The following is a 16,438-nucleotide window of genomic DNA, read 5'->3' on the forward strand; positions in this document are numbered from 1 at the left end:
ATGTTTACTTAGCTTGGTTTGGGTGGTCAACACCCATCCATGCTTTAAACAACGCCATTTGAGCAGGTGTAGCATCTTTTAATGCTGTTACTTTTTTCTCTTTATCGAAGTCTTCGCCAAGTGTGAGCGTTGTGCTTTGCAGCGCATCACGGCGGATAAAGTCAACAGTCACTGTGTCGCCCGCTTTAAACGTTTCTAAGCTTGCTTTTAAATCTTTACCAACATGCTTTTTGTTGAAGGCAACGATTTTATCGTCTGTTGTTAAACCTGCTTGCCATGCTGCACCACCACGACGAACATGTGTAAGTGTTAGTAACTCACCGCTATTTTTAGCGAATGAATCAATACTCGGTACTGATTTTGCGCCTTCAGGGCGAGTCAAACCTAAGCCAACTTTTGCTAGCAAGGCATCAAAATCAATGGCTGCTGGCTCATCCACATTAGCTTGCCACCATGCGCTGTAATCACGACCCGTTAGCTCTTTTAAAATGGCTTTTACATCATCAGGTGTAAAACCATCAGGCAAACGATGCTTATTGTAAAGCGCACGGTGCACATCACGATAACTGATTTTGCCATCACTTTTTTCTAGCAAGTCGATATCAAGTGCCATTGAAATTAACGAGCCTTCAAGGTAGATATTAGTGCTGTAGTTGCGAGCATGGTCACCACCTTGATTGATCCACTTATCAAAGCTGGTTTCAGCGGCGCTTTGTACTTCACGACCTGGGGTTTGTAAGTGGCGGTTAATAGTTTTAGTTAGGGTATCAAAAAACTCATCCGTTTTTGCAATACCAGAACGCACTAACAGATGATCTTCAAAGTAACTTGTAGACCCCTCTGCAATCCACAGTGTTTTCGCGTAGTTAATATTTGTGTAATCGTAAGGAGCGATGCCTTTCGGACGATACGCCTTTACATTCCATGTATGAATAAACTCATGGGCAGCAGTACTAATGAACGCTAAGTAGTCTTTACGAGAGCCAAAACGGTCACGTGGGCGCTGAATAATTGTTGAATTTAAATGCTCTGTAGCTCCCCCTGCACCAGACGTTGCATGTACCATAAATACATAGCGCTCATACGGATAGCTATCCCAAATTACATTACCTGTAGCCACTAGTTTTTTAAGGTCCGTTAGCATTTGCTCAACGTCGTAGTTACCGTCGCCCCAAATAACCAGCTCGTAGTCTCGGCCATCCACCGTGAATTTATGTAACTCGTTAATGCCTGTTTCAATTGGCGAGTCGACCAAAATATCGTAATCAGCCGCTTTAAAACTGTGTTTTGAACCTGCATTTTCCATACTCGAAACAGAGCGCCATGCTTTAGGCACATCAAGCTTTACCGTCACAGGGTCTTGGCGAAATGATTCACTGAACATGAAAAAGCCCGATGCATCAATAAACGCATGGCTGTCATCGATGTGACGCGCGCGTTTACCTAGTTCATTGGCATAGACTTGATAATCAATATTAACGTGTGTTGGCTCATTTAAGTGAACACGCCATGTGCTGTGGTCAATTTTTTCCCATTTTAACGGCTTACCATCATCATCTTTCGCATCGAAAAAACGTACCCCATTCGCAAGGTTTAAAATTTCGTAGCGTCCAGTACGCCATGCCGGAAGTTTTACGTCTAAATGCGCTTGGGCTGTCTCAGGAAACTCCACACTAACATTACCTAAGTGATGTTCAGGTTCAGTGATCGCCAGTGAATAGTTTACATCTGCAAACACACTGCTAGAGCATGCGGCCAAAATTGACATAGCCAAAAACTTTTTCATAACAACTCTTTTTTATTACTATCGATAATTGCGAATTAGCCTATCAACTGAGATATAAAATGTGAATTAAAAACCGATAAACTGCCGTAGCAATAAGCCTGATAGACAAAATAGTTAAGTTTTTGACTTATCACCTACATTTCACATTAAATTGTTGTAGACTTAAGGTACATAAATATAAAACTTGATGGCGGTGTAAGTAAGTGCAGCAACAGCATGATGTTCTTAATAAAAAGTTAAAGCAAGCGATCGACGCAAGGATGGTTGTCGAGGATGCGCGCAAACATCAAGTTGAAGTACTTTCACAGTTTGCGGCTAAGTTATCGCTGAGCTGTAAAGGCCTAGACATGGAGCTTGATAACCGCCTTGCCAAATACCGAAGTGCTCTAAAAAAAGGCGTTGATTTTAACCTACTAGCCCCCTTTATTGACGATGTACTCGGTTTACTCAAACACCAAGAAGCAAAACAAATTGCCTTGCAGCGCGATCTTAATAAAAGCGTATTAGATGCGGGCAAGCAGTTACAAAAAGTAAAAGGGTTACCTGATGATGCGCGCCGCTCGCTGCGCAACTTGCTTGACCGTGAGCTTGATAACATTCAATCGAACCATGATTTTGTGCCCATTTTATCCAAGCTGGTTGTTATTTATCACCAAGCCCTGCAAGCAAAGCTAGCTGAAAGTGATACCGGCGAAGCTTTAATTAAACCCGAGCTTGCCTCTGAGCTAATGACATTGGCTAATGGACTGTTATTTGAAGACGAAAGTGCTGAACAAATAAAAAGTATCAGAAACCAAATTACGCGCAACGACAGCGTTGATGAGCTACTTGATGCTGCGATTGGCATTATTACCATTATTTCACAAAATATAAGTAAAGAACGCCAGTCGGCGCAGAGCTTTTTAATTTCGTTAAATCAGACAATTGAAGAGCTGCATCATTCTATTGTCTCAACCACTAAACACTCTGAGTCACTGAGTGCAGAATACGATTCACTTAATAAAAGAATCGAAAGCAAAATTAAAAATCTTAATCAGCAAACTCAACAAGCAACATCAATTTCGGCGCTTAAAGAATTAGTGGAAGAAGAGCTCAAGTCATTGAGCGATGATTTAATCACCAAAGAAAAACTTGAACACGCTGAGCGTGAAAACTTACTTGCAAGCTTTAAAGACATTAATAATCGGGTAAGTAGTCTAGAGAGTAAACTGACAACTTATAAGCAACGTTTAAACGAACAACGTTTTAAAAGTTTGCTTGATGGCTTAACGAAACTTCCGAACCGTGCCGCATTTGATGAGCGCTTTGAACATGAATACCAGTTGTTTTTATCGCAAGGTTCTGAGCTTACTTTAGTCGTTATTGATGTCGATCATTTTAAATCAATCAACGACAGATATGGCCACAGTGCAGGCGATAAAACACTTCAGGTGCTCGCCAAAGCGCTGCAAAAATCAATTAGAAAGTCTGACTTTATAGCCCGTTACGGCGGTGAAGAGTTTGTACTTTTAATGACCGGCATGCCGCTTGAAAAAGCCGTAGCCCCCTTAGAAAAACTACGAAAAACAATTCAAAGTATCCCATTCAAATTTAAAGATACGCAGGTTGAAATTACGATTTCAATTGGCGCGACTCAACTAAAAAAAAGGCGATACGCAATTGATTGCCTTTGACCGAGCTGATGAAGCGCTTTATACAGCTAAAAATGAAGGACGAAATAGAGTTTGCATTAGCAAATAAAGACCTCATGTATACCTTACTTAGGGTCTTTAATACATATTAGACAGGCTCATTGACGAGCTAGGAGAGTGCTTATGTTAAAACAACTGAATCCTACCGGTGTACTGGATTTACTATCACAACTAGAAGTTGATCTACTCGAACAATCATCCACCAGCGAGCGTTATAAATTATTTAGGAACTGCGTGCTCGCTGTTCTCAATGTGGGTAGCCACACAGACTCAAGTTCTGAAATTTACGACAAATATGAAAATTTCGACATTCGCTTATTAAGCCGTGAGCGCGGTATTAAAATTGAATTAGAGAATCCACCAGAATCCGCGTTTGTCGATGGCGAAATAATCACGGGTATTCACGAACATATTTTCTCAGTGATCCGTGACATCCTGTTTATTTGCCAAAAATACGAAAAAGATCTAACAGAGCAAAAGGCCATTACCCATATGGTATTCGACATGCTCAGAAACGCAGGAGCACTCAGAGTTAATAGCGATCCTAGTATGATTGTATGCTGGGGAGGCCACTCTATTAACGAAGTCGAATATAAATACACCAAACAGGTGGGTTACGAGTTAGGCTTGCGTGGTTTAAATATTTGCACCGGTTGCGGCCCAGGTGCAATGAAAGGCCCCATGAAAGGGGCGACCATTGGCCATGCTAAACAGCGTATTACCGACAACCGATATTTAGGCTTAACAGAGCCTAGTATCATTGCCGCTGAGCCACCTAACCCTATCGTGAATGAGCTGGTTATACTGCCTGACATCGAAAAACGTTTAGAGGCTTTTGTACGTTCTGCGCATGGTATTATTATTTTCCCTGGCGGCGCGGGCACTGCTGAAGAGTTGCTCTATTTATTAGGCATCTTATTGCACCCTGAAAACGAGAAGCAATGTTTACCCGTTATTCTCACAGGGCCTAAACAAAGTGAAAACTACTTTATTGAGCTTTGTAAATTTGTTGAAAACACACTCGGCAAAAAAGCCCTTGATAAATTTGACGTCATAATTGATGACCCTGAACGTGTTGGCAGAACCCTTAAAGCTAAAATGGCAGACGTACGCGAATACCGTAAAAGCCAAGGTGATGCCTACTACTTTAACTGGACATTAAAAATTGATAACGATTTTCAGCAGCCGTTCGCGCCGACACATGCTAATATGGCAAGCTTAGATTTACATTTAGATCAACCTACTCAACAACTTGCAGCTAATCTACGACGCGCATTTTCGGGTATTGTTGCTGGCAATGTAAAAGATGAAGGCTTACAGGCGATTAAACAGTACGGCCGCTTTGTACTCAGTGGCGAGCCTGCATTAATGGCCGATATGGATAAACTGCTTGCCGCTTTTGTTGAGCAAGGTCGTATGAAGTTACCTGGCAGCAAGTATATCCCTTGCTATGAAATCAAAGCATAACTGGAGAACATGTGACAACCCAATTACTTTTAATAGATGCGTTAAACCTTATTCGGCGCATCTATGCCGTTGATAGTAATCAGAGTCATCACAGTGAAGAGCATATGATTAAAGCAAGCTGTGCCCGCGTGGCACATGCTTGTAAAAAATTACTAAGTCAATGCAACGCCACCCATGCAATTGCGGTGTTTGATGGCGATAAAAGCTGGCGATATCATTACTACGCAGCTTACAAAAGTACGCGTTCCCCCATGCCTGATACTCTAAAAAACAATTTAGCGCGTTTTAAACACGCTATCGAAGAGACCGGTATCGTGGTGTTCTCACCTGAGAACGACGAAGCAGACGATATCATTGCCACGCTTGCCTACAAAGCAGCATCAAATAATGTCTCGTCCACTATTGTGTCTACCGATAAAGGCTTTTTACCGTTTTTATCAGCGCATATCGCCATATTCGATTACTTTAAAAAACACTATATTGAGCATCAAGACATTAAACAGCGGTTTAATGTCCCCCAGCACCGACTTATTGACTTTTGGGCACTTGCAGGTGATAAAACCAATGACATACCGGGCGTTAAAGGAATTGGTAATAAATCGGCTGAGCAATTAATTAATGACTATGAGTCGATTGAAGCGGCCATGATGGACGACGCACTCAATGCCACTTTAAAACGTAAGTTAACCGCTGATATGGATAAGCTGATTATCTCTAAAAATTTAGTAATGTTACGAACAGATATAAACTTAGGCTTTAGTTTAAAGCAGTTAAGGCTCAATTAGTCGCAATCTCGTAGCACAGTTTATCAACTGCGCGTATACTGAAAATTCGTGTTTGTTTTATAGAGTTACACATGATTAAAAAGGTTTTCCAATATCTGGTATTAGGGTTAGGTGTTTACGCACTTATAGCAGCCCTAGTGATCACTTTTTATAAAGATGATCCGCAAGCCATGATCTGGCAAGACCGTGAAGCCTTCAACAAACGCTACATCGCCAAGCTTTCAATAGAAAAACCCGAAAACCTCAATGCCGTGCTTGATTATTTAGGTAGCCCCGATTTAACCTATGCAAAACGCGTTGAAGACAATGTATGGCAAATTATTTTTTATCGCACTCAACATGTTAAATCAGATGGCATAACCACGATTGATGAGTGTACAGGTTTACTGTTTAAAAATGGCCAACTTGTATTATGGGGGCCCAGTGCCTATGAAAGTTATCAGCAAGAAAGTTAGCACACAATGATGGACACTGTGACGCCGCGGGAATTGGCACGCTTATTCGATAGCACACATCAGCTACTTAACCTGTATTATCAAAAACGTAAATGGTCACAAATTTACCCATTACTCAGTAATCTTGCTGAGCGTTATTACCTGATATATCAAACATACCCTAAAAGTCTGCAGGCACAACTTAACTTATACGTCGCAGCCCATGGTTACACAACGAACCTGGTTGTTAACCAGTGTGTCATTGCGTGCATAATGTGCCATAGCCTCAATTATAATAAAGCAGTAAGTGAGCAAATTATAAGTTGCTGTCTTGCTAATTATTTATGTGTGCAATCACAAAGTAATAAGCTCGCATCAGGGCAAACACTGACCGAGCAAGACAAAAAACTGTGGCATTGTCGTCATCAACTTGCTGTAAAATTGCTCCATGCAGCGGGCCCAAATACGGTTTCAATTCAGCACTTATTAGCGCGTTTAAATAAATATAAGCAAGCCTTACTCAGCGCACCAAAAGTGATGATTTACGATGGTGCGACAACCCTTGTTGCACTCGCTAATATCATCGCGATGAATACTACCTACCGAGAGTCCGGTGGCCATATTAGTGTGCATAAAGCATTGGCCGATATTTACCTTCGTACACCTAATGAGTTTGCGCAAAATGCAATTAAAGCCTTTATTGCACATATCGGTCCGTACATTCCCGCAAGCGAAGTGAAGTATGCCGAGCAAACCTTAATATACCTAACGACTGACGAGCAACATCGGCATATTTTAATTGATGTGTCTCAACCTGAAAAAATTCGTTGGCATCGATTTAAAGCCCCCCTGTCAATTATTGATAAACAACGTGTTTGCAATGATTCACGCTTGCTTTATACCGTTTGGTTTAGTGAAAACATCAATTTTGTGCTGCCTCCCCCAGCAAATCAGCGTCGCCAGCAACAGTATCTAACACTGATCAGCGAACTTAAAATAGCAAAAGAGTACAGTTATCGGGCGTTAGACAAATTACTGAGTCCATACCCTGAACTTATTCACCAGCTTACGTACGCTGTTAAGCCTTATAATAAAGAGCACCAACGCGCAAAAGATTTACGCCATTGCTTATCTATGGTGGGCTATGACAATGCGCCAGCGATCATCCAGAAAGTATTGTTTCAGCGCTTAGTTGCCACCACATCGCACCCTTTATATCCGCACATAGCCAAACGCCTTGAAAACATAGTACGGATTATTCAAGCACTGTTTAAACACTCACCTATTCAGCAATTTGAGCAAGTCACCTTGCCGTTATATGCCTATGTCTTGTATCTGTGTGAGAATCAGGCGACAAGTTTGTCACGCAAAACCGTGTTTGAACACGCAGAAGAGCATACGGTAAGCCCCCCACTTGCGTGCTTGTTTGGGATTAACACGCTTGATTTGGCTCCCCTGAACGAATACCTTACCCAGTTAATCGGCGATAATCCTTGGACACAGCATTTACTTAACAGTGAGCAATTAAAAAAACAACAATTACAACAGAATGAAAAGCTTTGGATAGCAGTAAAATTGTTCAGTTATTATGTATTTCAACCTAAGGCTATGTTTAGTAGTTGGCAAGAAAACATTATCGCTGAAACATTAACGACGGTCGGTTGGCAGTCAAAAGCGGATTTTTATTCATACCTTCGCACATGCGAGTTTGCTGATAATTTTTAAAAAATGGTGCTAAAACGTTCGAAGTCGTTAAGAAAATATGAACTTTCGTCTATTTATAGTCAGTATTCACAGTATAAACTGGCAAAAAGCTGAATAAATTGCTATAAAAGCCGCTTAAATTTTCAAACACATCCACGTAAATCCTCTAACAAGTAAATCGCGCTCATTTTCGCGGTGTATTTACGTGTATATCTACTCATAAATAGGAAAAGTAAATGGCTAAACAAACCATCACAGTGATCAAAGGCGACGGCATTGGTCCTAGCATTATTGATTCAGCACTTGAGATCCTAAATGCCGCAGGTTGCGATTTTGATTATGAATTCGTTGATGCTGGCCTTGCTGCCCTAGAGAAAACAGGTGAGTTGCTTCCGCAAGAAACAATCGACACTATCGCACGTAACAAGATCACTTTAAAAGGCCCATTAACGACGCCAGTAGGTGAAGGTTTTACGTCTATCAACGTGACACTTCGTAAACAATTTGGCCTTTATGCTAACGTACGCCCAGTTAAATCATTTGAGGGTACTAAAGCGCGTTACGATAATATCGATATCATCACTGTTCGTGAAAACACGCAAGGTATGTACTCAGGTCTTGGTCAAGTAGTATCTGAAGACGGTAACGAAGCTGAAGCATTATCAAAAATCACCCGTGAAGGCGCTGAAAAAATTGTTACATTCGCATACGAACTTGCAGTCCGTGAAGGCCGTAAAAAAGTAACCGCTGTTCACAAAGCAAATATCCTTAAATCAACATCGGGTTTATTCTTGAAAGTTGCACGTGAAGTAGCAGAACGTTACCCACAAATCGAATCAACAGAGATGATTGTTGACGCAACATGTATGAAACTAGTCATGACCCCAGATGAGTTTGACGTTATCGTTACGACTAACCTATTCGGCGACATTTTATCTGACTTATGTGCTGGTCTTGTTGGTGGTCTTGGTATGGCTCCAGGTGCAAACATCGGCGAAGATGCCGCTATCTTTGAAGCAGTACACGGTAGTGCGCCAGACATCGCAGGCAAAAACCTTGCTAACCCGACGTCAGTTATCTTAGCATCAATCCAAATGCTTGAGCACTTAGGTATGGCTGACACAGCGGAACGTATTCGCAGTGCAGTCGCTGACGTTATCAAAACAGGTGACCGTACAACGCGTGACCTTGGCGGCAGCCACGGTACAACAGACTTCACACAAGCAGTGATTGAACGTCTATAATTAGTTGTATGCTAAATAATAAAAAAGCCAGTTTTTAACTGGCTTTTTAATGCTTAAAATTTGCCATACCTGCGTATAATCAGCGGGCTAAAAATCAGTAATAACCACCAGATAGCCCCGCCACTTGATCCCGAATTACTCTGTGTTTTAACAACCGTGACTGATAAGCTTGTTTGTTCTACAGCCTGCGTTTGGGTGTCTGTTACTGTTAACGTGACTGCGTACGTCCCCTCATTTGTGTATTGGTGTGTCGGCGATGCTGAGGTACTTGTACTGCCATCGGCAAAGTCCCACTGATAGCGATATTGCCCTGTACCACCACTTATTTGACTTGAAAACTGCACGTTCAAACCTTGTGCATTAAAACGAGCACTGGCATTTAAAGGCACATCCACAGTGACTGCAAATTGCGAAGATGTTGACTCCATGTTGGCATCAACCACCGTGACATTCACATCAAAGCTACCCGACAACGCATATTGATAACTGACCGTTGCCGTTGATGCAGCACTTCCGTCGGCAAAATCCCAGCTATACTGATACGGTGCAATGCCCCCTTGTGCAGTGGCTGTCGCAACCAGTAAACCATTTTCATTCGCTGTAACCGAAAGGCTAAGTGTTAGCGGCTCACTAACAATAATTTCTTTGTTTAACCGCGTAACCTCTCCCGACTCAGTCGTACGCTCAAAAACGACAGTATAGCGGCCATATTCTGCATACTGATGGGTTGGCGCGAGCACCGTTGACTGCTCGCCATCACCAAACGACCACAGAAAAGTATCGGTTTCATTTAAAATAAGACCGTTGATACTAAACGACACATCTCGGTCGCTACGTTGGGCACTAATACCAGAGGTTGCATCATAGTTAAGCTCTACATTCACTTCACTGCTATCCGTTGCTTGCGACACAATGCGCCAACCGAAGCCCAATGAAGGTACATTAACCCCCGACGCAGGCTGAATAGGGAAGCTGTAATCTTGAGAATCTGAAAATGAGCTAATTGCTAATAGGTGCTCGTCTCCCAAGCCCTGGCGTTGATCATACAAACTAAATGCCGCATCGCGCACTTGAATATCAGTATTGGCAGGGGCTGATGTTGTGCCCTTACGAATCGTATTTTGGTCAGCATCAACCACAAGTGCAAAGCCTTCACCTGGGTGAGAAGCTGTGTTGTTATTTTGCTCAGCAGGGTCAACATACCACAACAATACCCCTGGAGAGTAAGACTCAAACTGGAGGCCACTGTCAATGCCGGCATAATCTCTTAGCTGTAAAAAGTAATGTGTTGGTTGCTGATAAACGTACTCACCAATACGTGAGAAACCTGCTAGTTGAGCGATTGATGATTGCTCTGCATCATCTTTAAATACAACGGTATTCCCCTGAGTGATAGTTAAGTCGTCAACCACAATGCCATAAAAGTGTATGTTCACATCGGTGACATACGTAATTTCAAGCTCGATTGTTTGCCCTTCATAAGCAGACAAATCAAATCGCATATCAAGGTGACCGTGCGGCAACTTTGCGCCATCTTTAAATTGCGAGTCGCCACTTAAATAAGGACCAATGTCACCATAGTGTGGGTTTATCGCCTTGGTATAGCTATTAGCAAGTGCAACACCATTTACTTTAATTTGTGCATAGTCGTAGTCTTGTTCAATGCTAAAGTGTGATAACAACGCAAGCTCGGTACTGCCAGCAGTAGAGGGTAATGTAATGCGTTGCTTGTAACTGTGTACAAGCTCATTCCCTTTACCTGAGTAATACTGATAGCGCCCTTGTAACGGTGCTTTAAAGCTTTCTAATTTAGCGGGTAAGGTGACCTTTAACTGATTTACGCCAGAACTAAAGCTACTCGACGCTTTTAAATTATGTTCAGAGTCTGTATTTACGTCGGCTAAGTCAATTTCGGTTTGATGTAGCCAATTTCCTTTGTAACGTGTTTGCAAGTAGTCAAGCGCGTACGCACTAAACATCACTGGCGCTGAACCTCTTGGCGACCCAGCCCAACTCCCGCCGGCCATAATAGACCAAGACGCAACAGGTTCACCAATTGCGCTGCCCATTAAGTCATATTCATCAGGCAATCCAAGATCGTGACCAAACTCATGAGCAACAACCCCAATTCCCGCATCGATGGGATTAATCGTGTAGCCAAATAATTTCACATTACTGCCAGCAACAGTAGCGGGTTGGTTTGCGTTGTTTGTAACGAAAAAACGGTGTGACCAAATAGCATCGGTGCCCAGTACTCCACCACCCGCTTCTTCTCCAATACTAGAGTGAAACACCATTACATGATCGATAATCCCATTAGGTTCGTTGGTAATACCGTCACCATCAATATCATCGAGATCGGTTAAATCGTAGTCTTGTAAATTAATATTAAAGGTTGCAACGGCTTTTTCTACCGCTTCTAATATAAGATCTGGGGCGTTTAGATCACGAATGTCACCTTCTCTCTCACCGTAAAACTTAGCGGGCTTATCTGCACTCACCCACCCATAAACATCTCCTGTAAATGCAAAGCTTTCACCTGATGCTTGTTGATAATAATGATGAACCGTGTTTAACGATTGACCCGATGGTCCCGGGTACGATGTGTCATTAAAGAGCATTTTTTGATAGTGAGCTTGGCTGTAATCGCTGTAGTACATAGGTGTATCTTCAGCAGTGAGTTGATTATTGTCGTAAGGCAAGTCAGGAAAGTCGATTAAGATTGCCAATACTTTAACGTTTGTTTTGTCATCGGTTGGGATTAACGATACAAAATTTGTGAACTTATTATCAAGCACTGCTTTATTGTGCACCTTTGCGGGGTCTAATACTCTGGGTTTAATCGCAACGCGTTGAGCTGTATTCACTTGCCCAATGTAGTCTTCTAAAGCAGCTTGCTCGTCGCGCTGATTAAGTTCACCGCGTTTATTCAGCCAATACACTATTTGTTCTTTATTGATCAAGCCAATATCATGAGTCGCTACAGGCTTTGCAAACACCGAAAAGCTCGACAACAAACACACGCCTGCTAAATAATTAATAAATCTCACAATTAATACCCTACCCCAGTTTCGTATATGGCTAATCATAGCTAAGTTATGCATAAATAACATGACCTTAGGTTATTTATTACAGACACTTAACGCTTGCCACACGAACAATTTAATGCATAGTTACACCTTAATATACGTGCTAAAAATGAATTTAGATGCAAGAAATACAAATCAACGCATCAGAAAAGAAAAATTAATGCAAAAAGATGCTTTTGCGGTTGACATCAGTTTCCAAAAGGCTTAAAAATAACCCTAACAAATTTTAAACAGTAGCCGTCTAGTCGGCTGTTATTTTTATAAAGAAAAAACAATGAATTTTCGCAGCCATCTTTTAGTCGTCAATGTACTCGTACTGGTCTTAGTAAAAAGCCCAGCGGGGACGTATTAAAAGATGAAAGCACGCTTTTAAAAACCCCCGCCATTTGCGGGGGTTTTTTTATGCTCTTGTAGCTAGCACACAGAGGAATGAGGATGAGTACAGCAGAATATAATGGATCCGAACTTGTTGTTCGGGCACTTAAAGAATTAAAGGTTAAATATATCTTTGGCTACCCAGGCGGGTCAGTGCTGGATTTATACGACGCACTTTTTCAACAAGATGATATCGAACATATCTTAGTACGTCATGAACAAGCAGCCACGCATATGGCCGATGGTTATGCCCGAGCAACGGGCGATGTCGGTGTGGTGCTTGCAACTTCGGGTCCCGGAGCAACAAACTGCATTACCGGTATTGCTACCGCTTATATGGACTCCATTCCTATGGTTGTGTTGTCTGGTCAAGTACCCACAGGACTGATTGGCGATGACGCCTTTCAAGAGACCGATATCGTTGGCTGCTCTCGTCCGATTGTAAAGCACAGCTTTAACTGTCGAAGCGCAAAGGAAATCCCGGCCATTCTTGCCAAAGCATTCTACATAGCCAGCACAGGGCGTCCTGGTCCTGTTGTGGTTGAATTGCCAAAAGACATGCTAAACCCAGCCATTAAATTTCCATTTGATTTTCCAAAAACAACAGAGCTTCGCACATACAACCCAAATACCAAGGGTCATTCAAAGCAAATTCGTAAAGCTGTCACTGCCATTCTAGAAGCGAAAAAGCTTGTTATTTATTCTGGTGGCGGCATTATTCTCTCGAATACATCAGAGCAATTAACCCATCTTGTAGAGTCACTTAATGCCCCCATTACAAATACATTAATGGGACTAGGTGGTATTAGCGGCACACACCCTAACTTTATCGGTATGTTGGGTATGCACGGCAGTCTAGAGGCAAATAAAGCGATGGCCCATGCCGACGTTATTTTAGCGTTAGGGGCACGATTCGATGATCGGGTAACCAATAATGTAAAAAAATTCTGCCCGAACGCCACTATTGTTCATGTTGATGTTGACCCCACATCGATTTCAAAAACCATAAAAGCACATATTCCTGTCGTTGGTTGCTTACAAACGGTACTTGAACAATTACAAAGCGCAATAGATAAAAGCTCCATTGCGATTGACCGTTCTGCACAAGAGGATTGGTGGCGACAAATTATTAGCTGGCGAGAGCAAAAGTGTCTGAGCTACAGCACCGATGGCGATAAAATTAAACCGCAAGCGGTTATAGAAGCAATTTACAAAGCAACCAATGGCGATGCGTATGTCAGCTCTGACGTAGGCCAACATCAAATGTTTGCAGCTCAGTACTACCCGTTTAAACACCCGCGCCAATGGATTAACTCTGGAGGCCTTGGCACGATGGGCTTTGGCTTGCCTGCGGCTATGGGTGTAAAACTGGCTTTCCCAGACAAAGAATCAATTTGTGTTACCGGTGATGGCTCGATTCAAATGAATATTCAAGAGCTTTCGACTTGCTTGCAATATAACCTTGCTGTGAAAGTCGTGTCACTTAATAACCGTTCACTAGGCATGGTTCGCCAATGGCAAGACATGATGTATTCAGGGCGTCACTCATCATCGTACATGGAATCATTACCTGATTTTGTAAAACTGGTTGAAAGCTATGGCCATGTCGGTATTCGCGTAGATCATATTGATGAACTACAACCAGCCATTGACAAAGCGATGTCGATTAACGACCGATTAGTATTCTTAGATATTTGTGTTGATGAAAAAGAGCATGTTTACCCAATGCAAATAAAGCTAGGGGCTGTGGATGACATGTGGTTACGTAAAGGAGTAAAAGCATAATGCGCCGTATTTTATCGATTTTATTAGAAAACGAACCGGGTTCACTGTCTCGCATTGTTGGCTTATTTTCACAGCGCGCTTACAACATTGATAGCCTGACAGTGGGCACCACTGATGACCACTCACTTTCACGTATCACTATCACCACAATGGGTGATGACCGCATTGTTGAGCAAATCACAAAGCAAGTAAATAAACTTGTGGATGTACTTAAAATCATTGATTTAACAGAAATGGCACACATCGAGCGAGAGTTATTGTTAGTTAAAGTCTTTGCTCAAGATGAAAACACCCGTGCCGCAGTCACGCGCGTTGTCGATGTGTTTCAAGGTGCCATACTCGATATGGGCCGCCACAGCTATACATTACAGCTTGTCGCAAGTACCGAGAAAATAGAATCGTTCTTGGACACGCTTCGCCATGAAACAGACTTAATTGAAGTCGTGCGTTCGGGTGCGGTCGGCATTGGTCGAGGTGATAAGGCGTTAAAGGCATAAGCCTTTACCGCTTTATGACAGACACAAAAAAAGGGCTATTAGCCCTTTTTTTAATTAATAAGTACTTATTCTTATTAAGGATTAACTTGGTCTTTAAGACCTTTACCCGCTTTAAAGCTTGGGATAGTTGCTGCTGCGATTTGGATTTCTGCACCAGTTTGTGGGTTACGGCCAGTACGCGCTGCACGCTCTTTTACCGAGAATGTGCCGAAACCAACTAATGCTACTGAGTTACCTTCTTTAAGAGAGTTAGTAACTGCGCCAGTGAATGCATCTAGTGCACGCGTTGCTGCCGCTTTTGAGATTTCTGCATCAGTAGCGATTTTTTCAACTAATTGAGCTTTATTCATTGTTAGATTCCTATTCGTTATTATTTTGCCTTCGCAAAACCTATCTTTATGCATTTTTGAAAAGTTAGCAACAGCAAATTGCTATTTTTACGTAAATTATTCAAAAATGGCTACATTTTAACTGTCTATCACTAACTTAGTGACATCAGGATTAATAAAGACTGAATTTAACCATCTTCCAAAAGGTTTTATGACAGCTAAACGATCATTCGATTTTCTCGATAACCAAGGTTACTTCCCCAACCTCGACACCAAACTTATCAATAGCGGTACGGTTAATCAAGCGCGATTGTGTTACCAAGTACATCCAATCATCGAAGTTTACAACTAAAGTACTATCGTTATAAGGAAGTTCTACCGAGTAAGTCCAATGAAACACACTGCCGTTACTATCCCCTTTCGCTTCACCCACTACATCTGAAGCGGTACCTGAAATACTCCCGTCATCATTTAGAGTGATATACCAAGTGCGAGTTTGCGTTTCCCCATCGTCATAAACAAACTGCTCATCAATCACCCCTTGGTTGCCTTGCCAGCTTGCTTGCATATCAACAACTAACTTACGCGTTAACTCGCCCTTGTGGTCTTGAACAACGCCGTACGCTTTGAGTTCACCACTGAAGAAACGTTTAAAGTTAAATTCTGGCTCTGTCCCTTTATAATAATCAACATCAGGGGCTGAACAACTCGCGACTAAAAATACCATAGCTGAAATGAACATTGCTTTGAGCTTAATCATGTTTCCCTCCTATAAGCTGTTTTCTAAGTGAAGGCTCTGTTGTGTCGGCACTAAGCCAAATTGCTAAAAAATTATCGGCAAACCTTTCATCTTCAATAGCACCGAGTTTTTCGTTGTTGAAGTAAAAAGCTCCGATTCCCTGTTGGTTTGTTTCAAATGACAAGGAATCGTTTTCTTTTATATCTGGCCATAAATCAAGTAATTGAGTATCAAAGGCACCAACCATTTCATCAAAGCCCAAATGCTGCCATTGCTCATTAGTGGCTTTAACAATATCTTTTGCCGAAAAATCTCGCAGGTACGTTAAGGTGAGTTTGGTTGGATGCTGGCCAAATACATAGTGTCCTGTGGGCGTTTCTAGTTTTGCGTTATACACATCCCAAAACAAGTATTCCATTTTTGCTTGGCCTACGGTTTTAAAACCCGTAGCGTTAGCGTTTGTCATTAATACCAGTGAGGATAATAGGAGTAATGCGAGTCTGTATTTCATTG

12 protein-coding genes and 1 pseudogene are annotated in these 16,438 nt (G+C 42.0%); 8 read left to right on the forward strand and 5 right to left on the reverse strand.

Annotated elements, in window-relative coordinates; translation table 11 throughout:
- Positions 1 to 4 precede the first annotated feature (4 nt).
- On the reverse strand, positions 5 to 1,786 hold the full coding sequence (locus LPA49_RS15565; protein WP_230237076.1) for a M61 family metallopeptidase: 1,782 nt from the start codon (positions 1,784 to 1,786) through the stop codon (positions 5 to 7).
- A gap of 260 nt (positions 1,787 to 2,046) precedes the next feature.
- Between LPA49_RS15565 and LPA49_RS15570 the strand changes: the two are divergent.
- The 6 genes and pseudogenes from LPA49_RS15570 to LPA49_RS15595 all read left to right on the forward strand — a co-directional run bounded on the left by LPA49_RS15570 (position 2,047) and on the right by LPA49_RS15595 (position 9,111).
- Positions 2,047 to 3,526 (forward strand): annotated as a pseudogene (locus LPA49_RS15570) (diguanylate cyclase).
- A 74-nt stretch (positions 3,527 to 3,600) separates the two neighbouring features.
- Complete coding sequence (gene ppnN, locus LPA49_RS15575) at positions 3,601 to 4,944, forward strand: nucleotide 5'-monophosphate nucleosidase PpnN (RefSeq protein WP_036971989.1); 1,344 nt, start codon at positions 3,601 to 3,603, stop codon at positions 4,942 to 4,944.
- Between the two features lie 11 nt (positions 4,945 to 4,955).
- Complete coding sequence (gene xni / locus LPA49_RS15580) at positions 4,956 to 5,729, forward strand: flap endonuclease Xni (RefSeq protein WP_118844876.1); 774 nt, start codon at positions 4,956 to 4,958, stop codon at positions 5,727 to 5,729.
- 71 nt (positions 5,730 to 5,800) lie between these two features.
- The gene (locus tag LPA49_RS15585) at positions 5,801 to 6,184 is read left to right on the forward strand and encodes a DUF3192 domain-containing protein (protein WP_036971993.1); all 384 of its coding nucleotides are present in this window, start codon (positions 5,801 to 5,803) and stop codon (positions 6,182 to 6,184) included.
- 6 nt (positions 6,185 to 6,190) lie between these two features.
- Positions 6,191 to 7,888: a hypothetical protein gene (locus LPA49_RS15590; protein ID WP_230237079.1), complete on the forward strand. Its 1,698-nt coding sequence runs from the start codon at positions 6,191 to 6,193 to the stop codon at positions 7,886 to 7,888.
- A 215-nt stretch (positions 7,889 to 8,103) separates the two neighbouring features.
- A complete protein-coding gene (locus LPA49_RS15595; protein ID WP_036971995.1) occupies positions 8,104 to 9,111 on the forward strand; it encodes an isocitrate dehydrogenase in 1,008 nt (335 codons plus the stop codon).
- Positions 9,112 to 9,164: 53 nt separating this feature from the next.
- Here the strand turns inward: LPA49_RS15595 and LPA49_RS15600 are convergent, their stop codons facing one another.
- Entirely contained in the window at positions 9,165 to 12,161 is a 2,997-nt protein-coding gene (locus LPA49_RS15600) for an immune inhibitor A domain-containing protein (RefSeq protein WP_230237081.1), read from the reverse strand.
- Positions 12,162 to 12,635: 474 nt separating this feature from the next.
- Here LPA49_RS15600 and LPA49_RS15605 point away from each other — a divergent pair, with 474 nt between their 5' ends.
- Both LPA49_RS15605 and ilvN read left to right on the forward strand, forming a co-directional pair.
- Positions 12,636 to 14,360 carry an acetolactate synthase 3 large subunit gene (locus tag LPA49_RS15605; RefSeq protein ID WP_075593260.1) on the forward strand — a complete coding sequence of 575 codons (1,725 nt, stop codon included), beginning with the start codon at positions 12,636 to 12,638 and terminating at the stop codon, positions 14,358 to 14,360.
- Positions 14,360 to 14,857, forward strand: a complete 498-nt coding sequence (gene ilvN, locus LPA49_RS15610; protein WP_036972002.1) for an acetolactate synthase small subunit — start codon at positions 14,360 to 14,362, stop codon at positions 14,855 to 14,857. Before LPA49_RS15605 ends, ilvN begins: the two co-directional genes overlap by 1 nt.
- Before the next feature lie 74 nt (positions 14,858 to 14,931).
- Here ilvN and LPA49_RS15615 read toward each other — a convergent pair whose 3' ends face one another.
- From LPA49_RS15615 to LPA49_RS15625, 3 genes are all read right to left on the reverse strand, one after another.
- Positions 14,932 to 15,207 (reverse strand): HU family DNA-binding protein, encoded by a 276-nt coding sequence (locus LPA49_RS15615; protein ID WP_036972004.1) that lies wholly within the window; start codon positions 15,205 to 15,207, stop codon positions 14,932 to 14,934.
- A gap of 205 nt (positions 15,208 to 15,412) precedes the next feature.
- Positions 15,413 to 15,946 carry a DUF3833 domain-containing protein gene (locus LPA49_RS15620; RefSeq protein ID WP_036972006.1) on the reverse strand — a complete coding sequence of 178 codons (534 nt, stop codon included), beginning with the start codon at positions 15,944 to 15,946 and terminating at the stop codon, positions 15,413 to 15,415.
- A complete protein-coding gene (locus tag LPA49_RS15625) occupies positions 15,939 to 16,436 on the reverse strand; it encodes a chalcone isomerase family protein (RefSeq protein WP_230237084.1) in 498 nt (165 codons plus the stop codon). Before LPA49_RS15625 ends, LPA49_RS15620 begins: the two co-directional genes overlap by 8 nt.
- Between the last annotated feature and the right edge of the window lie 2 nt (positions 16,437 to 16,438).

Source organism: Pseudoalteromonas sp. MB41 (assembly GCF_020966275.1).
In the GTDB taxonomy this organism is placed as follows: Bacteria; Pseudomonadota; Gammaproteobacteria; order Enterobacterales; family Alteromonadaceae; genus Pseudoalteromonas; species Pseudoalteromonas lipolytica.